The 22,408-nt window shown below is 63.6% G+C and carries 18 protein-coding genes and 1 pseudogene; 8 read left to right on the top strand and 11 right to left on the bottom strand.

All coding sequences use genetic code 11. The features are described from left to right. The coding region (locus WCJ41_RS05905) for a D-alanyl-D-alanine carboxypeptidase family protein (RefSeq protein ID WP_336904911.1) at nt 1–931 on the bottom strand (931 nt) is incomplete at its 3' end. A 331-nt stretch (nt 932–1,262) separates the two neighbouring features. On the opposite strand from WCJ41_RS05905, the gene WCJ41_RS05900 reads away from it, so the two are divergent. After that, the gene (locus WCJ41_RS05900; protein ID WP_336904910.1) at nt 1,263–1,607 is read left to right on the top strand and encodes a phasin family protein; all 345 of its coding nucleotides are present in this window, start codon (nt 1,263–1,265) and stop codon (nt 1,605–1,607) included. 72 nt (nt 1,608–1,679) lie between these two features. Here the strand turns inward: WCJ41_RS05900 and WCJ41_RS05895 are convergent. The 3 genes and pseudogenes from WCJ41_RS05895 to erpA all read right to left on the bottom strand — a co-directional run bounded on the left by WCJ41_RS05895 (nt 1,680) and on the right by erpA (nt 4,748). Then, a pseudogene (locus tag WCJ41_RS05895) lies at nt 1,680–3,461 on the bottom strand (solute carrier family 23 protein). Nucleotides 3,462–3,598: 137 nt separating this feature from the next. After that, on the bottom strand, nt 3,599–4,381 hold the full coding sequence (gene xth / locus WCJ41_RS05890; protein WP_336904914.1) for an exodeoxyribonuclease III: 783 nt from the start codon (nt 4,379–4,381) through the stop codon (nt 3,599–3,601). 37 nt (nt 4,382–4,418) lie between these two features. After that, nucleotides 4,419–4,748 carry an iron-sulfur cluster insertion protein ErpA gene (erpA, locus tag WCJ41_RS05885; RefSeq protein ID WP_336904913.1) on the bottom strand — a complete coding sequence of 110 codons (330 nt, stop codon included), beginning with the start codon at nt 4,746–4,748 and terminating at the stop codon, nt 4,419–4,421. A 47-nt stretch (nt 4,749–4,795) separates the two neighbouring features. Between erpA and WCJ41_RS05880 the strand changes: the two genes are divergently transcribed. The 6 genes from WCJ41_RS05880 (at nt 4,796) to scpB (ending at nt 13,188) form a co-directional block, all read left to right on the top strand. Continuing rightward, complete coding sequence (locus tag WCJ41_RS05880) at nt 4,796–5,968, top strand: deoxyguanosinetriphosphate triphosphohydrolase (RefSeq protein ID WP_336904909.1); 1,173 nt, start codon at nt 4,796–4,798, stop codon at nt 5,966–5,968. A 39-nt stretch (nt 5,969–6,007) separates the two neighbouring features. Beyond that, nucleotides 6,008–7,741, top strand: coding sequence for an arginine--tRNA ligase (gene argS, locus WCJ41_RS05875; RefSeq protein WP_336904908.1), 1,734 nt, complete (start codon nt 6,008–6,010; stop codon nt 7,739–7,741). 14 nt (nt 7,742–7,755) lie between these two features. After that, nucleotides 7,756–10,212: an SPOR domain-containing protein gene (locus WCJ41_RS05870; protein WP_336904907.1), complete on the top strand. Its 2,457-nt coding sequence runs from the start codon at nt 7,756–7,758 to the stop codon at nt 10,210–10,212. Between the two features lie 21 nt (nt 10,213–10,233). Next, the gene (gene nagZ / locus WCJ41_RS05865; protein WP_336904906.1) at nt 10,234–11,253 is read left to right on the top strand and encodes a beta-N-acetylhexosaminidase; all 1,020 of its coding nucleotides are present in this window, start codon (nt 10,234–10,236) and stop codon (nt 11,251–11,253) included. A gap of 153 nt (nt 11,254–11,406) precedes the next feature. Beyond that, on the top strand, nt 11,407–12,246 hold the full coding sequence (locus tag WCJ41_RS05860) for a ScpA family protein (protein ID WP_336904905.1): 840 nt from the start codon (nt 11,407–11,409) through the stop codon (nt 12,244–12,246). A gap of 33 nt (nt 12,247–12,279) precedes the next feature. Then, complete coding sequence (gene scpB / locus WCJ41_RS05855) at nt 12,280–13,188, top strand: SMC-Scp complex subunit ScpB (protein WP_336904904.1); 909 nt, start codon at nt 12,280–12,282, stop codon at nt 13,186–13,188. Nucleotides 13,189–13,253: 65 nt separating this feature from the next. Here scpB and WCJ41_RS05850 read toward each other — a convergent pair whose 3' ends face one another. From WCJ41_RS05850 to rnr, 6 genes are all read right to left on the bottom strand, one after another. Then, nucleotides 13,254–13,439 (bottom strand): hypothetical protein, encoded by a 186-nt coding sequence (locus tag WCJ41_RS05850; RefSeq protein ID WP_336904903.1) that lies wholly within the window; start codon nt 13,437–13,439, stop codon nt 13,254–13,256. A 187-nt stretch (nt 13,440–13,626) separates the two neighbouring features. After that, the gene (locus tag WCJ41_RS05845; protein WP_336904902.1) at nt 13,627–15,108 is read right to left on the bottom strand and encodes an aldehyde dehydrogenase; all 1,482 of its coding nucleotides are present in this window, start codon (nt 15,106–15,108) and stop codon (nt 13,627–13,629) included. 85 nt (nt 15,109–15,193) lie between these two features. After that, nucleotides 15,194–15,361, bottom strand: a complete 168-nt coding sequence (gene rpmG / locus WCJ41_RS05840) for a 50S ribosomal protein L33 (protein WP_111198460.1) — start codon at nt 15,359–15,361, stop codon at nt 15,194–15,196. Nucleotides 15,362–15,415: 54 nt separating this feature from the next. After that, a complete protein-coding gene (locus WCJ41_RS05835; RefSeq protein ID WP_336904901.1) occupies nt 15,416–16,114 on the bottom strand; it encodes an NUDIX hydrolase in 699 nt (232 codons plus the stop codon). Continuing rightward, nucleotides 16,111–16,530: a DUF983 domain-containing protein gene (locus tag WCJ41_RS05830; protein WP_336904900.1), complete on the bottom strand. Its 420-nt coding sequence runs from the start codon at nt 16,528–16,530 to the stop codon at nt 16,111–16,113. The genes WCJ41_RS05835 and WCJ41_RS05830 overlap by 4 nt, the downstream gene beginning before the upstream one ends. Nucleotides 16,531–16,617: 87 nt before the next feature. Further along, nucleotides 16,618–18,858, bottom strand: coding sequence for a ribonuclease R (gene rnr, locus WCJ41_RS05825; protein WP_336904899.1), 2,241 nt, complete (start codon nt 18,856–18,858; stop codon nt 16,618–16,620). Nucleotides 18,859–19,075: 217 nt separating this feature from the next. Between rnr and WCJ41_RS05820 the strand changes: the two genes are divergently transcribed. Further along, nucleotides 19,076–19,489, top strand: coding sequence for an NUDIX hydrolase (locus WCJ41_RS05820; RefSeq protein WP_336904898.1), 414 nt, complete (start codon nt 19,076–19,078; stop codon nt 19,487–19,489). A gap of 131 nt (nt 19,490–19,620) precedes the next feature. Here WCJ41_RS05820 and topA read toward each other — a convergent pair whose 3' ends face one another. Next, complete coding sequence (gene topA, locus WCJ41_RS05815) at nt 19,621–22,278, bottom strand: type I DNA topoisomerase (protein WP_336904897.1); 2,658 nt, start codon at nt 22,276–22,278, stop codon at nt 19,621–19,623. Nucleotides 22,279–22,408: the final 130 nt, after the last annotated feature.

The raw sequence follows: 22,408 nt of genomic DNA, 5'->3' as shown, positions 1-22,408 counted from the left end.
GGGCCGGCAGGCGCTTGGCGGCGGTCTCCTTGCGGGCCGGCTTGGTGGTGGCGGCTTCAGCCGCGTCCTCTGCAGAGGCGGTCTGGGTTTCGTCTGTGGACTTCGCGCCCTTCGACGAACCCGCATAGGCGGCAATTGTCCCTCCGTTGGTGGCGTCGTCGAAATACTTGCTCAGCATCTGCTTCATGTAGGCATCGCGAGATGCGCCGGACTTGCCACCCAGCACAACGCCCACCAGTCGCTTTTCGCCGCGGCGCACCGAGGTGACGAGGTTAAAGCCCGAGGCAGCAACATAGCCGGTCTTGATGCCGTCGGTGCCCTCATATGCACCAAGCAGGCGGTTGTGCCCCTTGATGGTCTTGCCCTGATACACAAAGCTCCGTGTACGGAAATATGGGTAATACTGCGGGTAGTCGCGCATCAGCCGCAGGCCAAGCGTCGCCATGTCGCGCGCGGAGGTCACCTGGCGGGGGTTCGGCAGGCCCGAGGCATTGAGGAACAGAGTGCGCGACATGCCGAGGCCGCGCGCCGTGCGCGTCATGCGTTGCGCGAAGGCGCTTTCGGTTCCGCCAAGGGTCTCGGCGACTGCGCAGGCGATGTCATTTGCGGACTTCACGACGAGAGCCCGGGTCGCGGTCTCGGCAGTGATGCTTTGTCCGGCCTTCACGCCGAGTTTCGACGGCGCCATGCCGGTGCAACGGGCAGACACCGTGATCGGTGAGTTCATGGTCAGCTTGCCGGCGCTCAGATCCTGGAAGAGCAGGTAGAGCGTCATCATCTTGGTCAGCGAAGCCGGATGGCGGATGCCGTCAATATCATTGGCGTAGAGAACCTTGCCATTGCGGGCGTCGATCGTCAGGGCCGAGAACTGCGGCGCAGCATGAACAGTGGCGGGAATCAGCCCAACGGCCAATGCCACCGCTGCAGTCATGGATCTTACGTTCAAAACGGATGATTCATTCCACGGCGACTTGAGTCTGCCGCGGAGCCCAGGAAATCGCATGCCAACTCCACCAAATCAGCCCGCCCGACCGAGGGCGTCCTCTATCACATCTGAACCGTTCCAGCCACCCCGGCCGCCCGGTCCTTCCGCCTTTTGCAAGGATTTTGCAGCTTTTCATCCAGCGATCGTTACCGGGAGATAAATCAAGCCAGCTCGTAAATCCACCCAGAAATCTGTGGTGCGATGCAAAATGGATATTGACAATCATGTTGCAGTGCACATATCAGACACATTAACCCAGCGGCATATGGAGACACTCATGATGAAGTCCTTTGAAGAGTTCCAGTCCTTCGGCAAAGACGGTTTTGAGGCCTATGTTGCGTCCTCGAAGGCCATGACCAGCGGTTTCCAGGCGATTGCCCAGGAAGCTGCGGAATATTCGCGCAAGTCTTTCGAAAAGGGCACGGCAGCTTTCGAGAAGCTCTCGGCCTCCAAGTCGCTCGACAAGGCGCTTGAGGCCCAGCAGACCTTCGCCAAGGAAAGCTATGAGTCGATGGTCGCTCAGATGACAAAGATGAACGAGCTTTACATCGCGGCCGCCAAGGACGCGTTCAAGCCGTTCGAAGCTTCGCTCGCCGCCTTCGGCGTCAAGGCTCCGAAGTAATCACTTCGGTCGATCATTTATGAAGCCCGCGCGCCGCAAGGTGCGCGGGTTTTGCTTGTTGGCGGGCAAACTTCACCCCTCGAACTGCAGCAGCACGCCTTGCTCATCGCCCCGCGTGAAGGAAGTGGCCCGGTCCGCGAGGTTTCGCACCAGCCACCCTGCCATGCGCCCCATCGCGTCGTCATCGTTCAGCATCTCGTCGGCGGTTGGTGCCCGGTCTGGGAAGACCATGGGCTGGCCCTTGTAGACAACCGAAAGATCGAGCCGCACATCGTCGTGGCGCGCCTCCAGCCTGATCGGACCATCGACCAGGTCAGTGACGGCTTCCAGCAACTGGTTCACCGCCCCGCTGGCATTGAGGGCGGTCGCCGGTTTCAGGCCCCACATCTCGCCCCATTCGGTGAGCGTCTCCTCCACTTGGTCGTGCCGGTCGCGGCCGTCCATGAGCGTTATGGCGGCCTTCTGCGCAATGCCGATGCGCATCAGCGCATTGAGGACAATGGCGACGATGGACGCGGACATCAGCGGCGAGTGAATGAGGATGGCCGCAATGCCGGACAGCCCCACGCCCAGCCGTGAGGTGGTGAGCACGGTGATACCGGTGGCAATCGGTAGCCCGATGACGAGCATGCGCCGCGGAGACATCATGCGCGACAGCGACAGCTGGGCGCCCGCCACGATGAAGTAACTGGCCGCGAAGGCGAGAATGCCACCCAGCACCGGGTCGGGCATGGCGATCACGACGGCAAGTGCCGCGGGAAAGAACGCAATTCCCGCCATGATCAGTCCGGCGGTGATGCCCACCACGCGCGAGGTCACGCCCGTGGCGAAGGCCAGTCCGATATTGGTCGAAGAGAGTCCGAGATGCGTGCCGCCGAGCAGCGCCGAGAAGATGGTTGTCGCACCCAGGGACGATACGCCGCGTGAAATCTGCCCAACGTTCGGCCGGCTCCATTCTGCATCATCCAGCCGATCGGTGCTGATGATGACGCCCATGTTGTCGACGGCGGCGATCATGGCCACGATTGCGTAGCCCGCGAGAAACCCAGGCTCGAGCGACAGGCTGGGCATGCGAAAATCTGGCAGGTCGAATATCGAGGCCTGTCCCACGATCTCTGCGAAACTGCCGAGTTGGCCCAGGGCGGCAGACACGGCATAGCCCGCTGCACATCCGATCATCATGGCGAAAAAGCGCTTGCTGCCCTTGAGCCATATGGTGGAGGCGATGATGGCCGTCAGAGTGGTGAGGCCTGTTATCACCGAGGGAAGGTAGATCCCTGTGGCTTATGGGATAATCAACTTGTCAAAGGCATGCGGCACCATGGAGATGCCCAGTGAAATCGCGATCGGTGCGGAGAAGACGGCGGTCATCGCGGTGGGCATGTTGACAATACGCTCGAAGGCATGCGGTACCATCGAGACGCCAAGCATGAGGACCACGACACCGCAGACCTCCGGAGGAAAGAATGCCCGCAGTCTGCGGAAAGTGAGGCCGACGATAGTTTGCACGAGGCCGCCCACCAGCGTCAGCGCCGCAACGCCGTCCGGCCCTGCAAGCTTGCCCGCTGGAATGGCAAAGATGACGAACATGGGCGATGACAAGGGGATGAGCAGCAATCCGCTTGAAAGACGCGGCAGGCCGCCCTGGATGATGGCGCCGACGCCGCAGGCGAGCAGGGTGCCCACGACCATTGCCTGCTGTTGTTCCAGCGTGAAGCCTGCTCCCTTCGCCACCATGGCGGCATAGACGAGGAACACGATTGAGAGCGCTGCATGTTGCAGGCCCAGCACCAGCAGCGAAGCGCTCGGCGGCCGTTCATTGACCGCATAGACCAGGTTGCGCGGGCGCTTCATGAAACACGGTCCTGAGAGGCCAGCGTCTCTGTTCTTGTAACAGTCTTCCGACAGCCGTGGTTCCGCCATGCCGACCACGGGGGCATGCCAGAGTGATCTCGCATCACGCCACCACCGCTTGCGCGCAATTCATGTGATCATGTCAATTCAATCACCACCGGCACATGGTCCGACGGCTTTTCCTGCGTCCTCACCTCGCGGTCGATGTGGGCGCTCTTCAGCAGGTCGGCGGACTGGGGGGAGAGGAGCAGGTGGTCGATGCGGATGCCGTTGTTCTTCTGCCAGGCGCCGGCCTGATAGTCCCAGAAGGTGTAGAGGCCCTGCGTGTCGCCATGCATCTGGCGGATCGCGTCGGTGAGGCCGAGGTTGAGGAGCGTGCGGAACTTGGCGCGCGACTCGGGCTGGAACAGCGCGTCGCCCGTCCAGTTCTCCGGGTGCTTGGCATCGAGCGGGGTGGGGATGACGTTATAGTCGCCCGCCAGCACCGTGGGCTCCTCCAGTTTCAGCAGCGCCTTCGCCCGGGCCTGCAGGCGGTCCATCCAGCGCAGCTTGTATTCGAATTTCTCCGTGCCCAGAGGGTTGCCGTTCGGCAGATAGATCGAGGCGATGCGCACCACGCCGGACTTGCGCGCAAACACGGCTTCGAGATAGCGCGCCTGGCTGTCCCCGTCGTCTCCGGGAAGGCCGCGCGTCACGTCCTCGGGCTTCGGCTTCGAAATGATGGCAACACCATTATAGGTCTTCTGGCCGTGGACCAGCACATGATAGCCCAGCTCCTCGAAGGCCTGCGCCGGAAAGGCATGGTCCTCGCATTTCAATTCCTGCAGGCAGAGGATGTCGGGATTGGCTTGCCGCAACCATGCGAGCGCGTTGTCGAGGCGGGCCTTGATGGAGTTCACGTTCCAGGTGGCGATCTTCATGACCGCCATGATGGCGGCGGCGCTCATGCGCCGCAAGTCAGATCGAGAAGGAAGTGCCGCAGCCGCAGGATGAGGTGGCGTTCGGGTTCCTGATGCGGAAGGACTGGCCCATCAGGTCGTCGACGAAGTCGATCTCGGCACCGTTCAGGAATTCCTGGCTGACCGGGTCGACCAGTGCCTTGACGCCCGACTGCTCGATCACCAGGTCGTCGTCGGCAGCAGCATCCGCGAGCTGGAAATCGTATTGGAACCCGGAGCATCCGCCGCCGTTGACGGCAATCCTGAGTGCGCTCTTGCCCGGTTCCTTCGCCAGGATGGTCCGGATGCGGGAGGCCGCAGCCTCGGTAAGGGTGATGGACGTGGTCATGATGGTGTATGTTGGGTGCTTGTTCAGGCTTGTCAACGGATTCTCCCATGCAGCGGTTTACGGCGCCCTATTCCTCGCTCCCGGAGGACACCCGTGGCCGGGTGCACCAGGAGGGTGGGCCGGATTTCCGCTCCGTTTTTGCCCGTGACCGCGACCGGATCATTCATTCCCAGGCGTTTCGGCGCCTAAAGCACAAGACGCAGGTCTTCGTGTACCATGAGGGTGACCATTACCGGACGAGGCTCACCCACACCATCGAGGTGGCTCAGGTGGCCCGCTCCATCGCCCGGGCGCTGGGGCTGGACGAGGATCTTGCCGAGGCGCTGGCGCTCGGCCATGACCTTGGCCACACGCCCTTCGGCCATGCGGGTGAGCGCGAATTGGACAAGCTGATGAAGCCGTGGGGCGGCTTCGATCACAATGCCCAGTCGCTGCGCATCCTCACCAAGCTCGAGAAGCGCTACGCGGAGTTCGACGGCCTCAACCTGACATGGGAGACGCTGGAGGGGCTGGTGAAGCACAATGGTCCGCTGGTGAACGCCGAGGGTGACCCTGTGGGCCGCTACCGTGAGCATGGACTGCCCGAGGCGATCCTCGAATATGTCGCGGACCATGACCTGGAGCTTGCAACCTTTGCCTCTGCGGAAGCGCAGGTGGCGGCGATCTCGGATGACATTGCCTACAATGCCCATGACATCGACGATGGACTGCGGGCCGGGCTGTTCAGGCTGATCGACCTCGGTGACGTGCCGCTGGCGGGGGAGGCGCTGTCGCAGGTGCTGAAGCTTTATCCGGATCTCGAGCAGGACCGGATCGTGCATGAGACGGTGCGCCGCGTGATGTCGGCGATGGTCAACGACATCATCACCGAATGCAACAACAACAACGTCAAATACAACATCCGCAGCGCGTCGGGCGTGCGCAGGCTGGGGCATCCGCTGGTGGTGTTCGGCAAGCAGATGCATGAGCGCAACATGGCGTTGCAGTCATTTCTCAACGATCGCATGTATCATCATGAAAGAGTTGAGAAAATCATGGCCCGTGCCCGGCGCGTGATGCATGATCTGTTCGATGCCTACATGAATGATCCCAAGCTCCTGCCAACAGGTTGGCAGGACGGCCAGGCCCGCCAGGTCTGCGACTTCATCGCCGGCATGACCGACCGCTATGCACTGGACCAGCACAAGAGGCTGTTTGACCTCGATCCGCTTTTCCGCTAGGGGCCAGCAGGGTGTTGATTCAACAGTTTAAAAGTAGACATGAACCTGTTTGCTGAGTTTCTGCAGGTGGTCCGCGAGGCCGTCACCACGGTCGCGGTCGAACGGGGCGTGTCGCTGCCGGACCTCTCCAAGGTTACGGCCGAACCGCCGCGCGATCCCTCGCACGGCGACATCTCCACCAATGCTGCAATGGTGCTCAACAAGGCCCTCGGCATGCCGCCAAAGGTGTTGGCGGAGTCGCTGTCCGCGGTGCTGCGGACGCACAAAAACGTTGCCGCCGTTGACATCGCCGGGCCGGGTTTCATCAACCTGAAACTCACCGCCGACCAATGGCCACGGGTGTTGACGGCGGTACTCGCAGGAGGTGCGCGTTACGGCCATTCCACTTTGGGTGGTGGCAAGAAGTCCAATGTCGAATATGTCTCCGCCAACCCGACGGGCCCGCTCCATGTGGGCCACGTTCGTGGCGCGGTCTTCGGTGATGCGCTCGCCGAGCTGCTGATCGCCTGCGGCTACGACGTCACCCGCGAATACTACATCAACGATGCCGGCGCGCAGGTGGACGTGCTGGCCCGCTCTGCCTACCTCCGCTACCTCGAGGCGCTGGGCGAGACGATCGGCGAGGTTCCGGCCGGGCTCTACCCGGGCGATTACCTGAAGCCCGTGGGGCAGGCGCTGGCCAGCGAGTTGGGTGCTTCGCTGAAGGGCAAGGACGAGGCCGAATGGCTTCCCATCGTGCGGGCAAAGGCCATCGAGATGATGATGGCGCTGATCCGGGAAGACCTTGCCGCGCTGAACATCCGTCAGGAAGTGTTCGCCTCCGAGAAGGGGCTGCATGAGTCGGGGCAGGTGAAGGAAACCATCGCCGAGTTGCGGTCCCGCGACCTCGTTTACCAGGGCACACTGCCGCCTCCCAAAGGCGAGGTACCCGAGGACTGGGAAGACCGCGAGCAGACCTTGTTCCGCACCACAGGCTTTGGTGACGATATCGACCGGCCGCTGCTCAAGTCCGACGGCAGCTACACCTATTTCGCCTCCGACGTGGCCTACAGCCGCAACAAGATCCAGCGCGGCTTCAGCGATCTCATCTACATTCTCGGCGCCGACCATGGCGGCTATGTGAAGCGGCTGGAAGCGCTGGGCGCGGCACTTGCCGGCGACCGCGAGGTCGACGTCATCGTCAGGCTGTGCCAGCTGGTGAAGCTCTATCGGGCAGGCGAGCCGGTGCGCATGTCGAAGCGGGCGGGAGAATACGTGACGCTGCGTGACGCGGTCGACGAGGTTGGCCCCGACGTCCTGCGTTTCATGATGCTGTTCCGCAAGAACGAGGCACCTCTCGATTTCGACTTCGCCAAGGTGACAGAGCAGTCCAAGGACAACCCGGTGTTCTACGTGCAGTACGCCCACGCCCGGACGTGCTCGGTTCTGCGCAATGCGATTGAAGAGGGCTTTACACCTGCAGATATGCCTAGCTTCGAGCTGCTCACCGATGAATCGGAGCTTGGGCTGGCTCGCCGGATCGCCGAATTCCCGCGTCTGGTGGAGGCTGCGGCGCAGTCGCATGAGCCCCACCGCATTGCATTCTATCTTTATGACCTTGCTGGCGATTTTCACGCGCTCTGGAACAAGGGCAAAGACTCGCCGCATTTAAGATTTATTTTGAAAGAAGATGTGAAACTGACCCAAACTCGTCTCGCCTTCCTGTTGGCGATTCGATATGTTTTGGCAAATGGCCTTCGGATCCTCGGGGTTAGACCCGCCGAAGAGATGTAGAGGCGTACGGTCATATGGATCAAGATTCGAGCAACGGCGCAGGGCCGGACAAGCGGAACTGGCGCGAACGTCTCGGTATCGGCGCGAAGGAGCTTCCGAAGCTTTCGGATGAATTCCGCGACGAGCCGCAGATGTCTGCACCGCCACCGGCTGGCACGGCGAGGCCCGCCCCGCGCGCTCCGGTGACCAAGCCGGCGCCGATGGCGCCGCGCGTGAAGCCCGCCCAGCCTGGCGCTGAATCACCCGCCACCGCATCGCCCTCGGTTCCGCCGGCGCTGTCACGCGCAACACCCAGGGCCCCTGACAATGCGGCGCAGGACGCGCTGGCCGAAAAGCTCCGTGCCCAGCGCGCTGCTGCCGAACGCCTTGCCGAACAGCGGGTTCAGGCCGCCCGCAATCGCGCCGAAGGCAAGAAGCCCGAAGCGCCCGTGCCGCAACGCCCCGCAGCTCCGCCGCTGCGCCCCGCTGCACCCACGCCGCGCAACCCGGTTGTGCCGCCCACGTCGGGTGCGCCGCGTCCCAAGTTCAGCTTTGCCGACGACCGTGGCGAGCAGCGCCCCGGTGGTGCTGCGCCGCTTACGCCGCCGCGCCCGGCTCTCGGTGGCGATCGCTCGCCGCCGCCGTTCCTGCGCCCCTCCACCAATGGCAACCTCGGCGCGCGTCCGCAGCCGGCCTTCCGCCCGACGATCACCGAGGGCGGCTCCGGTTATGTGCCTTCGCCGCGCCTGCCGGGCGTGACGCGGCCCGGTCTGGGTGCTGATGCCGCAGGCTATGGGGCCTCGCGGCTTCCGGTGCGCCGCACACCCCCGATCAATCCCTATGCGCGCCAGCCGGAGCCTCCGGAATATCCTGAGGACGTGCTCGATGAGGAAGGCCGCGCCGCGCCGCGCCTCGGCCGCCCGGTTGGTCGCGCCCGCGAGGACGACTTCGACGAGGTGTTCGAGGATGACGCCGCACCGCGCGGTCGTGCTTCGGCGCGTGACTACCAGTCCGAATATGCCGAAGGCGAGGAAGGCTTTGCCGATGAGCCGCGTCGTTCCAGTGGCCCGTGGCTGCTGCTGCTGGCGCTCCTCGGCGCTGCGGTGCTGGTCGGTGGTCTGGTCTGGTACTACAGCGACAACATGAAGAACCTGGCGGGCGTTGGTTCGTCGAGTTCGTCTGGCTCGACGCCGGTTGTTCCAGCGCCTGCCGACCCAGCCAAGGTTGCCGCGCCCGACGCCAGTGGCGATAGCCAGACCGAGGCACCCGCCGCGCGCAAGAAGCAAATCTATGATCGCATCGTGGGCGAGCAGGAAGTGACTGGCGAAATGCAGCCGACGGAGGAAACCCCGGTTGCCCCAGAGGCTGCACAGCCTGACGCTGCCACGCCTGCCGCCGCAGAGGCACCCGCCGCCGACCAGGTTCCCAAGATTGAGCCTGCAGGCAATGCCAACACGATCCCAGTGCCCGATGCGCCCACGCAGGGCACCGGTCAGGGCCTGCCTGAGGTCGAGCCGCCGCTGCCGCTGCCGATCCCAGGCAGTGACCAGCAGGGCAATCTTGGACTGAAAGATGGTAGCCAGGTGGCTGCCACCTCTGCCCAGCCGGACCAGGGAGGGGCGGCTCCACCGCCACTCCCCGCCACTTCATCTCAGACCTCGTCGAGTGATGCCAATACCCCGCCGCCCCCGGAAAAAGCCACCGACGGGGCGGCTCTTGTTTCAGGGGCAGCCTCAACAGCTTCCGCTACCGCTGCCACGGCAGCGACAGAGCCGGTCGTGACGGCGCCTCCGCCCTCCAAGCCTGCTCAGACACAGGCAGCAGCGGAAGACACCACACCGCCGCCGCCCAAGAAAAAGACGCCGGCCAAGAAGACCGTGACCAAGCAGACGGCCAGCAAGCAGGCCGACTACAACAACCTCGGCACCAAGCCCGTGGTGCTGGTGCCGCCCTCGCAGCAGGGTGGAGCGTCTGACCAGAACACCGCCGCTGCGACGCAACCGTTGACGACGGCGCCTGCAACTGCCGAGCAGCCTGTGGCACCCGCGAACCCGCAGAAGCGCAAGACGATCTTCGACCTGTTCAATGTCGATGCTGGCGGCTCCGCTGCAACGACTGCGCGGCAGGCGGCGCCGACGCAGGTGGCCTCCGCAGCAACCCAGACCAAGCAGGCCACCGCCCCCGCAGCCCAGCAGAAGGCCGCGACACCGCCTGCAGCTGCAGCGCCGCAGGCCTCCACCGGTGGCGGCTATGTGGTTCAGCTCGCATCGTTCCGCACCGACACCGAAGCCAAGAAGGAATATTCGCGCCTCGCTGGCGCTTATCCCAGCGTGGTGGGGCCGCTGAAGTCGCAGATCCGCCAGGCTACGGTGGGCGGCAGCACGCGCTATCAGCTTGGCCTTGGGCCATTGCCAACGCGCGGCGACGCCACCAGGGTGTGCAGCGAGCTGATCGCCGCCGGTGAGAGCGACTGCATCGTGAGGGGCCCGTGACGCGGGCTGCGCTCTAAATCCATGGCTGCCATCGGTGCCTTCATATCGGGTTGCGCCAGTCCTGTGCTGAGCAGTGCCGAGCGTGATTTCTTTGCGCGCACCAATCCGTGGGGCCTGATCCTCTTCAAACGCAATTGCGAGACGCCAGAGCAGTTGAAAACACTGACCAGCGCCTTCCGCGCCGCCGTGGGCCGCAAGAATGCGCCTGTGTTCATTGACCAGGAAGGCGGCCGCGTGCAGCGCCTGGGACCACCCAGCAATGCCTGGCGCCGTTACCCTGCCGCGCGCTGTTATGGCGAGGCCTTCAACAGCAGCGCCCTGCAGGGTCTGCGCGCCGCGCGCAACGTGGGCCGCCTGATGGCCGAAGACCTCATCGAGGCGGGCATTACGGCCAACTGCGTTCCGGTGCTGGACGTGCCGCAACCCGGTGCACATGAAATTGTCGGCAACCGCGCCTATTCTGACCGCATCGAGGCCATCATGGCCCTGGCGCGGGCCCATGCCGCGGGCTTCGTCGATGGTGGCGTGCTGCCGGTGATCAAGCACATTCCAGGCCACGGCCGCGCGAGGGCGGACAGCCACCTGGAACTTCCCGTCGTCGATGCCAAGCGTGCCGAACTCGAAGCGGTTGACTTCCCGCCCTTTGCCGCCATGGCCGATGCGCCAATGGCGATGACGGCGCATGTGGTCTACACCGCAATCGACAAGACGGCGCCTGCCACTCTGTCGAAGAAGGTGATCTCGACCATCATCCGCAAGCAGATCGGCTTCCGCGGCCTGCTGATGACGGACGATCTTTCGATGAAGGCGCTCTCGGGCAGCTATGCCGAGAAGACCAGGCGGGCACTCGACGCCGGCTGCGATATCGTCCTGCATTGCAATGGCGAGATGGCCCAGATGGAAGAGGTGGCCGCCGCCGCCGGCGTGCTGAATGGCAAGGCGCTGTCACGCGCAAAGGCGGCGCTCAAATTCGCCCGCAAGCCGCAGCCATTTGACAGGAAACAGGCCCTGAAGGACCTCGAGGCCGTGCTGCCGGTGTGAGCCGTCCCTCGCCCCTGGGGGCGATACCGCGGGGAAAACCGATGAGGACAGACGTATCCCACTGGTGAAACTGGGGATAAGTTGTGTCAGGAAGGCGAATCACCCACCATCCCTTGGTAACAAGGTTGTTAAGAAATCGAGGATGATTCCGGCGTGAGCAGTCAGGACGAAAGCAATCAGGAGCCTGTGGCCGCCCCCGAAGGCTGGCCCGACGGCGAAGCGCCGTTGCGGACGGAACCCGTTGCCGTTGCCGACGATGGCACGCTGATCGTCGACGTGGGCGGTTTTGAAGGCCCGCTCGACCTTCTTCTCGAACTGGCCCGCGCCCACAAGGTGGACCTCAAGCAGATTTCGATCCTCAAGCTTGCCGAGCAGTATCTCGAATTCATCGAGAGGGCGCGCAAGCTGCAGCTCGAGGTCGCTGCCGACTATCTCGTGATGGCGGCGTGGCTTGCCTACCTGAAGTCGCGCCTGCTGATCCCGGCTCCTCCGGGCTCGGAAGAGCAGGAGCCCGCCGATCTTGCCGCGCGCCTCGCCTTCCGACTGCAGCGCCTGCAGGCCATGCGGACCGCCTCCGAGAACCTGATGAAGCGCAGCGTGCTGGGCCGCGACGTGTTCGCGCGCGGTGCGCCGGAGCCAATCATCGTCGATACGAAGCGCCAGTATTCCGACAACCTTATCGACCTGCTCAAGGCCTATGCGGACCGTCGCAAGAAGAAGATGGTGCACCAGATCTATGTGCCCAAGCGGCACCCCACGTGGTCGATCAAGGAAGCCCGCAATGCGCTGGAGCGCATGGTGGGCGTGATGGACGACTGGGGTACCTTCGACATCTGGCTGGCGCAATACATGACCGAACCGGGGATGCGCCGCTCGGTGACGGCTTCGAGTTTTACCGCGAGCCTTGAGCTTGCGCGCGAAGGCCTGCTTGAACTGAGGCAGGAGGGGCCCTTCCGCCCAATCTATCTCAGGCGGCGGGCGAGTGCGGCCTGAGGGCCGCGTCAGTGACGTGACGGAGTGAGGGACATGACCATGCAGACACAAGCCGTGGCGGCCGAAGCCACAGTCGAGGACGACGAGGCGATGGCGCATGAGGCGGTTGACGAGACCATCGAGGATGGGCGCCCCGGCGAGGAGGAGGTTGTGGCCATCATCACCGAAGAGGTGACCGAGATCGAGATGGTCATGGAGGAGTCCACCGAGGAAGCGCCCGAAGGCGAGACCGAGGACCAGCCCTCGGCCACAGTGACCCGCCATCCGCGCGCCGACCGCAACCAGCACCTGCGCATCGTCGAGGCCATTCTGTTTGCCACCGCCGAGCCCATCGATGGCTCGCACCTGAAATCGTACCTGCCCGAGGGGACGGACATTGCGGGCCTGCTCGCTGACCTTCAGGCGAATTATGCCAACCGTGGCGTCAACCTCGTTGAGGTTGCCGGCAAGTGGCTGTTCCGCACCTCGGATGATCTCAGCTACCTGCTGCGCCGCGAGAAGGTGGAGGAGCGCAAGCTCTCCAAGGCCGCGATGGAGACGCTCGCCATCATCGCCTATCATCAGGCCGTGACGCGCGCCGAGATCGAGGACATTCGCGGCGTTGCCATTTCCAAGGGCACGCTGGACCAGCTTCTGGAAATCGGCTGGGTGCGCATGCGCGGCCGCCGCAAGACGCCGGGTCGCCCGGTGACCTATGGCACCACCGATGCCTTCCTCAGCCATTTCGGCCTCAACGAGGTGGGCGATCTTCCGGGCCTGCAGGAGCTCAAGGGTGCTGGCCTTCTCGACGCCAACCTGCCGCCGGGCTTCGACATCCCGATGCCGCGCTCAAGCGACGACCTGCTGCCCGACGAGGAGCCGCTGGACGGAACCGAGATCGATCAGCTTCCGCTTGAGATGCACCTGCCCGAGCAGGCGACGGAAGAGCCCAGCTCCGAATAGGCTTAACCGCGCAGCAGACCGCTGCGCGGCTTCGCCTGGCCAACAATTCCGTAGTCGGATGAAATCTAGCCTGCCGGTGTTTCATGCCGTGCCGCTGCGCGGGCAATCGAGGCCTCGGCGCGGCGGATGATCTCCGGGTTGCCGGTGGCCACTGCATTCCACAGGAAGGCGCGCACCACCGCGGGATGGTTCAGGTGGTCGGCGACGTCAAAACGCCTCTGGGCCTGCTCACGCGAATCATCATCGCTCATGGTTCGAGTATGGCGAGGCTATCAGCGCTGGCTATCCGGGTTTCTTCACATATTCACAGCCGCATATGGCTCAAGGAGGCAGTTCGACCGCCTCGGCGATGCGGCTGCGCTTGTCACGGAGGCAGGCAAAGCGCGGCAGCAGCCGTGAGGGCGAGAATGCTGAGAGCAGCGATCGACTTCACGGCTTTCACAGCTGGATGTAGATGTTCTTGACCTGACAATACTTGTCCATGGCGTGGAGCGATTTGTCGCGGCCGATGCCGGACTGCTTGTAGCCACCGAAGGGGTTGGTGATGTCTGAGCCCCAGACGTTGTTGACGACCACTGTGCCCGCCTTCAGGCGGCGGGCGAGGCGGTGGGCGCGGCTTACGTCGCGGGTCCAGAGATTTGCCTGCAGGCCATAAATCGAGTCATTGGCGATGCGGACAGCTTCCTCCTCGTCCTTGAAGGACACGGCGACGACGACGGGGCCAAAGATTTCCTCCTGGGCGATCTTCATGTCGTTCTTCACGTCGGTGAAGACGGTGGGCTCGATATAGGCGCCGCCGGTATCCGGGCGGGCCTGGCTGCCGCCGGTCGCGATGGTGGCACCTTCCTTGCGGCCCTCGGCGATGTAGCCCAGCACGCGGTTCATCTGGTCCCTGTCGACAACGGCCCCCATCGTTGTGCTGGGGTCGAGAGGGTCGGCCGGCGTCCAGGGCTTGGCATGCTTGGCGATGAGCGCGACGAACTCGTCCCTGATCTTCTCCTCGACGAGGATGCGGGTGGGAGCGTTGCAGCTCTGGCCGGAGTTGAAGAACACGCCGTCGGCCGTTGTCTTGGCGATATGATCGAGATCGCCCGCATCAGCGAAGACGATGTTGGGTGACTTGCCGCCCGTCTCCAGCGAGACGTGCTTCATGTTGGAATCGCCCGCATAGCGCAGGAAGTATTTTCCCACGACGGTTGAGCCGGTGAAGGCCACCATGTCGACGTCCATGTGGAGGCCCAGCGCCTGGCCCGCCGTCTCACCGAAGCCGGGCAGCACTTGCAGCACGCCATCCGGAATGCCGGCCTCTGCCGCGAGCTCGGCGACGCGCAGCATGGTGAGCGGCGACTGTTCGGCGGGCTTCACGATGATCGAGTTGCCGGTGGCGAGCGCTGGGCCGATTTTCCACGAGGCCATGAGCAGCGGATAGTTCCACGGCACCACCGCAGCGACCACGCCAATCGGTTCACGCGTGATGAGCGAGACAGAGTCAGGGCGATAGGGGGCGACCTCGTCATAGACCTTGTCGGCGGCCTCGGCGTACCACTGGATGGCTTGGATCGAACCTGGAATGTCACCGCCCGCCGAAACGGAGATGGGCTTTCCGACATCGAGGGTTTCGAGCAGCGCCAGCTCGTCCTTGTGCTTGGCGATCAGCTCGGCGAATTTCAGCAGGACCTTCTTGCGCTTGGCCGGGTGGCAGGCGGACCACGAACCCTTCTCGAACACGGCGCGTGCCGCCGCGACCGCGCGGTTCACGTCCTCGGCGTCGCAGGCTGCGACTTGCGTGAGCACGCGGCCGTCGATGGGGGAAACACAATCGAAGGTCTTGCCCGAGGCAGCAGCCACGTGCTTGCCGTTGATGAAGGCCTGGTTGCGATAGGTGAGGGTGGGGATCATGGCGCGGTAGTCGACGGGCATGGTGCTCTCCGGAACGGGGGTCAGAAATGCGAAAGGCACCACCCATGGGCGATGCCTTTTCGATTTGGGCCGTAAGGGGCCAAGATTACTTGATCTTGGTTTCCTTGAATTCGACGTGCTTGCGCGCAACGGGGTCGTACTTCTTGAACGACAGCTTGTCGGTCTTGGTGCGCGAGTTCTTCTTGGTCACGTAGAAGTAGCCGGTGTCGGCGGACGACGCGAGCTTGATCTTGATAACGTTGCCTTTGGCCATAATGGTCTCCAAAACAGGAATTTGGGGCCGATACACCCGAAATGCAGGGCAAAGTCAAGGCGCGGGGGAAATCTCGTCCTCGACCCAGTTCTTGCCCCGGAAATACTGGAAAGACGCCGTGCAATCCTGCGGCGGGAGCCGGCCCTGATCGAGGAACGGTTTCAAACGCTTGAGGGCATCGATGGTGATCAGCGGTAGGTCCAGCGAAGCGATTTCATCGAGCGTCAGCCACGACTGGGTGAGCAGTTCGCCGCCGCCGTCATGGTGGGGCTGGTCGATGTTGGAAAGGTGGTCCGCGTCGGCCACGAAAAACCTGGAATCATAGCGGCGCGTCCGGCCCGGCGGGGTGATCGCCCGCATGAACAGGGTGAGACCGGAAAGGTCCGGAGCGTCCTCGAGACGCGAGCGGCCGAACAGCAGCCCCGCCTCCTCCCAGGTCTCGCGCACGGCGGCATAGGCCACACCTCGGGCCCGGGTCTCGGTCGGCTTGCCGCGCATGCGCTGGAGGAGCTTGGCCATGGTTGCAGGGTGCAGGTCCTGAGCGGGCCTCACGCGGCAGTCGGCAGCATCGAGGCGCCCGCCGGGGAAGACATATTTGTTGGGCATGAAGGCATGCCCCTGGGCGCGCTGGCCCATCAGGATGCGCGGGCTGCCGGCACCCTTGCGCACCAGGATCAGGGTGGCCGAGTCCCTGGGCTTCAGGACCTTGGCGTGGACCTTGGAGCCGGCGAATTCCGGGTGGTCGTAAGTCATTCCACCTCGGGCTGGAAATTCGGGTCGAAGCCGTGCATGCGGTTGGCCCATTGCAGGCCGACGATGGCGCCCTTGACGGCAGGCATGAGGGCGAAGCTCATCGACAGGACGACGGCCGTCCACAGCATGAAGTGGATCGAGACGTCGGGATGCCAGACCTTCTCCACCACGAGGACGAGGGGGATCACGACGTGGCCGACGATCATCATGGTGAAATAGGGCGGCGCGTCATCGGCCCTGTGGTGGTGCAGTTCCTCGCCACAGGACGGGCAGGTGTCTGCAATCTTGAGGTACTTGCCGAACATGCGGCCTTGCCCGCAGGCGGGGCAGCTACAGGTGAAGCCGCGCCACATGGCCTGTTTCCTGGACCGGGGCTCGGCGAGGTGGAGGGCCGGGGATTCGATGGTGAGGTTCATGGTTCCCGAGGATGAGGGCGCGGAGTGGCGAAATGAAGCCAGTTCTGGCCCGCGCGACGGTCTGCCGCAAGGGCCTGCTGGTGGAGCTTACCGCCGCCGCCCCTTCGCTGGCTTCTTGCCACCCCGGAACGGCTTTGCCGCCGTGCGCGCGACCCTGCGGTTGGCAGGCTTGCCTTCCTTGCCCTCCGAGACGACCTCGAAGCGCATCCCGCCGGAGACCGGGGTTGCCTCGACCAGCTTCACCTCCAGCCGGTCGCCCATCTGGTAGGTGTCACCCGATCGTTCACCGATGAGGGCGTGGCGGGCCTTGTCATAGACGAAGTATTCGCGGCCGAGCGTGGTGACGGGCACGAAGCCGTCGGCGCCATTGTCATCGAGCTTCACGAACAGGCCCGCACTCACCACGCCGCCGATGCGGCCCCTGAAGGTGGCGCCGGTGTGCTTCGAGAGAAAGGCGGCAATCAGCCGGTCGATGGTCTCGCGCTCCGCCGCCATGGCGCGGCGCTCGGCATCCGAGATCATCTCGGCGGTTTCAGGCAACCGCGCGATGTCATCGGCGCTCAGGCCGTCGACGCCGAAGCCAAGCGATGTGACCAGCGCCCGGTGGACGACAAGGTCGGCGTAGCGGCGGATGGGCGAGGTGAAATGTGCATAACGGCGCAGCGACAGGCCGAAGTGGCCCTTGTTTTCCGGGCTGTAGATGGCTTGCGCCTGCGTCCTCAGCACCACCTCGTTGACGACGTGCTGATAATCCTTGCCCTCAACTTCCTTCAGTAACTTATTGAAATGCTTGGGGCGCATAACCTGGCCGAGGGGCAGGGACATATTCACGGTGCGGAGGAATTCAGCCAGCGCCCGGACCTTTTCCTCAGACGGCTGGTCATGCACACGGAAGATCAGTGGCGTCTTGCGGTTTTCCAGCTCCTCGGCAGCGGCGACATTGGCCTGGATCATGAACTCCTCGACCAGCTTGTGGGCATCGAGGCGGTTGGGCGTGACCACGCGCTCGATCAGGCCATGGGCATCCAGCACCAGCTTGCGCTCGGGGAGGTCCAGTTCGAGGGGTTCCCGGGCATCGCGGCCCTTCATCAGCACGCGATAGGCGGCCCACAGGGGCTTCAGCACGCCGTCCAGCAGTGTTTCGGTCTTGTCGTTCGTCTGGCCGTCGATGGCGGCCTGGGCCTCCTCGTAGGACAGCTTGGCAGCGGAGCGCATGATGACGCGCTCGAAGCGGTGCTTGGTCTTCCGGCCCGACTTGTCGAAGCTCATGTAGCAGGCAAGCGCCGGGCGCTCTTCCTTTTCGCGCAACGAGCACAGGTCGTTCGAGATGCGCTCGGGCAGCATCGGCACCACGCGATCGGGGAAATAGACCGAGTTGCCGCGGATGCGGGCCTCGCGGTCGAGTGACGAGCCGGAGCGGACATAGGCGGCAACATCGGCAATGGCGACGATGATGTTGGCCCCGCCCGTGGCTTCGTCGATCTCGCCCCAAACGGCGTCGTCATGGTCGCGCGCGTCCTTGGGGTCGATGGTGAGGAGCGGCACCTGCCGCAGGTCGGTGCGGCCTTCGCGCGAAAAGGGCTTCAACTCCTCGGACTCGCGCAGCACGCGCTCCGGGAACTCGTTGGGGATGCCGTGGTGGTTGATGGCGATCAGCGAGATGTTTCGCTGGTCGTTCATGTTGCCGAGCCGCTCGCGCACCCGGGCTGAGGGCAGGCCCTGGCCGCGATCCTTGATGATCTCGGCCTCGACCAGCTCGCCGTCGACGGCGCCGTTCTCGTCGCCCTTCTTCACCTGCAACTCGTGGCGGGCCTTCTTGTCCACCGGAATGATGCGGGCGCCGAGGCCCGGCTGCACACGGAACACGCCCAGCACCTTGTTGGTGCGATCGGACAGCAGCTTGATGACCCGACCACGGAACTTGTAGCGGCCGTCCTTCGAGGGCTGGATCTTGGCCAGCACCCGGTCGCCCTTGCGCGGTGCCTTCTCGGTTCCTTCGATCACCACATGCGGCGGCTTGCCCGCCTGGCGCTCGTCCCATTCCACGGGTTCGGCATAGGCCTCGCCGTCATTGTCGGTGCCGATCACCTCCAGCACTGTGACCGGTGGCAAGGATGACCGATCGATCAACTTGCGCGCGCGCTTGGCCAGCAGGCCCTTCTCCTCCATGCGCTTCAGCAGTGCCTTGAGGCCGATGTTGTCGCCGCCCTTGACGTCGAAATGGCGCGAGATCTCGCGCTTGCCGACGATCGACGGCGAGGACTGGATGAACTCCAGGATCTCCGTTTCGGTGGGGAGCTGCGGTTTTGCTGCGGGGCGTTTTGCCATGGTTCAAGGATTAACCGCGTTTCAGGCCTGAAATCCAGCGGATTGCCCGAAGTTTCCAGCAGCAGGCACGAATCAAAATGACGTCTTCACGTGAATTTTTCTCTAGAAAAGGTCTTGAAAGCCACAAGTGGATATCAATCTTGCTCTTCATCGATGTTAGAGTCGCTTCTGGTCACATTCTTCCGGGAGTGTGAATCGATTGTTCTGGAAAGGTGCTGTGGCGAAACCGGCAACCAAAAAACAGTATGGCGCGCTGCCCTGGCGCTACAGCGGCGGGGGCCTTGAGGTCATGCTCATTACCTCCCGCGATACAGGGCGCTGGGTGATCCCCAAGGGCTGGCCGATCAGGGGCCTTACGCCATCTCAGGCCGCCGCGCGCGAAGCCTATGAAGAGGCTGGCCTCGGCGGCATGATGAGCAGTAAGCCGATCGGTGAATTCGAATATGGAAAGCGGGTGGACGATGGCAAGGTGCAGCCGACCCGCGTCACGGTTTTTGCGCTGGAGCGGATGGTGCAGCACCGGGAATGGCCCGAGCAAGGCCAGCGCCGCATGCAGTGGTTCTCGATTACGGATGCTGCCAAGGCCGTCGAGGAGCCGGAGCTGAAGATGATTATCAAGAAGCTGAAGTAGGGCGCGCCAAGTCCCCTCAAAGCATCATCGCCGGGCTTGTCCCGGCGATCCTCTTTGGGTGACCGTGCAAAGGAAGATGCCCGGAACGAGTCCGGGCATGATGAACGGTGGGCAGCGAAGGCGCGTGACCGTCAGGCCGCTTCCTTCGGCGGCTTGACTGCTTTCTTTGCTGCCTTCTTCGCCGGCTTCTTGGAAGCGGCCTTCTTTGCCGGAGCCTTCTTTGCAGCAGCCTTCTTGGGCGCAGCCTTTTTCGCAGGCGCCTTCTTCTTCACCGGGCTCTTGCCCTCGCGCTCGGTGATGAGCGCCACGGCTTCGTCCATGGTCAGCTGTTCCGGGTCCTTGTCCTTCGGCAGCGTGGCGTTAACCTTGCCGAACTTCACATAGGGGCCGTACTTGCCCTTCATCACCTGGACGTTGCCGCCGCCTGAGGGATGCGGGCCCAGATCCTTCAGCGCGCCTGCCTTGGGGCGCTGGAAGCCGCGGAGCTTCTTCTCGGCGATGATGTCCACCGCGCGGTTGATGCCGATGGTGAAGACATCCTCCGGGCTTTCGAGATTGGCATAGGTGCCGTCATGCAGCACGAAGGGTCCGAAGCGGCCGAAGTTGGCGACGATGGGCTTGCCGGATTCCGGATGGATGCCAACTTCACGCGGCAGCGACAGGAGCTTCAACGCCTCTTCGAGCGTGATCTCCTCGGGCTTCTTGTTGCGCGGGATGGAGGCACGCTGCGGCTTCTCGCCTTCAACGGCCTCGCCAAGCTGGAGGTAGGGCCCGAAGCGGCCGAGGCGGCGCGTGACCTTCTCTCCGGTCTCGGGGTCGACACCGAGCAGCACGCCTTCGGCGGGAACCGCTTCCGAGCCTTCCGCACCGGGTGACATGGGCCGCGTGAACTTGCACTCGGGGTAGTTCGAGCAGCCGATGAAGGAGCCGAACTTGCCGAGCTTGAGGGAGAGCTGACCACCACCGCAGGACGGGCAGGCGCGGGCATCACCGCCATCTTCGCGCGGCGGGAAGATGTGTGGGGCGAGGATGACATTGAGAGAATCCAGCACGTTGGTGACGCGCAGTTCCTTGACGTCGGCAAGTGCGGCCGTGAAGTCGACCCAGAAGTCACGCAGCACCTGCTTCCAGTCGATCTCGCCGGCCGAGACCTTGTCGAGCTTCTCCTCGAGGTCGGCGGTGAAGTCATATTCCACGTAGCGGCGGAAGAAGCTTTCAAGGAAGGCGGTGACGACGCGGCCCTTGTCCTCGGGGATCAGCCGCTTCTTGTCGAGCCGCACATAGCCGCGTGTGCGCAGCGTTTCCATGATGGACACATAGGTGGAGGGGCGGCCGATGCCGAGCTCTTCCATCTTCTTGATGAGCGAGGCTTCCGAATAGCGCGGCGGCGGCTCGGTGAAATGCTGTATGCCCTCGATCTTCTTGACGCCAACGGAGTCGCCGCGCGCCATGGCGGGCAGGCGCTTCGAGTCCTCGTCCTCGCCGTCATCGAGGCCCTCGGTATAGACCTTTAGGAAGCCGTCGAACTTCACCACCGAGCCATTGGCGCGGAAGGTGTAGTGCTTGCCGTCCTTGCCGTCGGTGCCGATATCGGCAGTGGTGCGCTCGAGCTCCGCACTCTCCATCTGAGAGGCGATGGTGCGCTTCCAGATCAGGTCGTAGAGCGCAAACTGGTCTTCATCGAGCACACGGCGCACCTCGTTGGGGTGGCGGGACATCTCGGTCGGGCGGATCGCCTCGTGGGCCTCCTGCGCGTTCTTGGCCTTGGTGGTGTAGAGGCGCGGGGTGGGCGGCACATAGGGCTCGCCGAAGTTCTTGAGGATGGCGTTGCGCGTGGCGGCAATGGCCTCGGGCGCCATGTCGACGCCGTCGGTACGCATATAGGTGATGAGGCCCACCGTCTCGCCGCCGAGCTCGACGCCCTCATAGAGGCGCTGGGCGATCTGCATGGTGCGGGCAGACGAGAAGCCAAGCTTTCGCGAGGCCTCCTGCTGGAGCGTCGAGGTGCGGAAGGGCGGGTAGGGGTTGCGCTTGGCGGGCTTCGATTCAATCGAGTCCACCTTGAAGGGCTGGCCCTTGACCGCCTGCTCGACGGCGCGGGCCGAGGCCTCGTCATTGAGGTCGAGCTTGCCGAGCTTCTTGTCGCCGATGGCGTTGAGGAAGGCCTGGAACTCGTGACCCTTCGGCGTCACGAAGGTGCCGTCGATGGTCCAGTATTCCTGGGCGCGGAACGCCTCGATCTCCAATTCACGGTCACAGATCAGGCGCAGCGCCACCGATTGCACGCGGCCCGCCGAACGCGAGCCCGGCAGTTTGCGCCAGAGGACGGGGGAGAGCGAGAAGCCGACGAGATAGTCCAGCGCCCGGCGCGCCAGATAGGCATCGACCAGCGGCACGTCGACGTCACGCGGGTGCTGCATGGCTTCCAGCACGGATGACTTGGTGATGGCGTTGAACACCACACGCTGCACGGCCTTGCCCTTGAGCGCGCCTTTCTTCCGCAGAACCTCCATGACGTGCCAGGAAATGGCCTCGCCCTCGCGGTCAGGGTCGGTGGCGAGGATCAGACGGTCGTCGGTCTTGAGGGCTGCCGCAATGTCCGCCAGACGCTTGGCGGACTTGCCGTCGACCTCCCAATCCATCTCGAAATCGGCGTCGGGGCGCACCGAACCATCCTTGGCGGGCAGGTCTCGGACATGACCATAAGAGGCCAGGACCTTGAAATCCTTGCCCAAATACTTGTTGATGGTCTTGGCCTTGGCCGGTGATTCAACGACGACGACTGTCATACATGGTCCCGTTCAGGTTTCAGGGCCTCATATAGGCATCGCCCGTCGGGTTCAAGCCGAGGCAATTTTCTAACCGATGCAAGCTCCATTCAAGTTTAGGTTGCTTTAAATCCTCATAAGCACGTTTAGA

This window comes from Aestuariivirga sp. (assembly GCF_037139295.1).
Classification (GTDB): Bacteria; Pseudomonadota; Alphaproteobacteria; order Rhizobiales; family Aestuariivirgaceae; genus Aestuariivirga.
The sequence above is the reverse complement of the archived record's forward strand: the minus strand, read 5'-3'. Positions and strand labels throughout refer to the sequence as shown.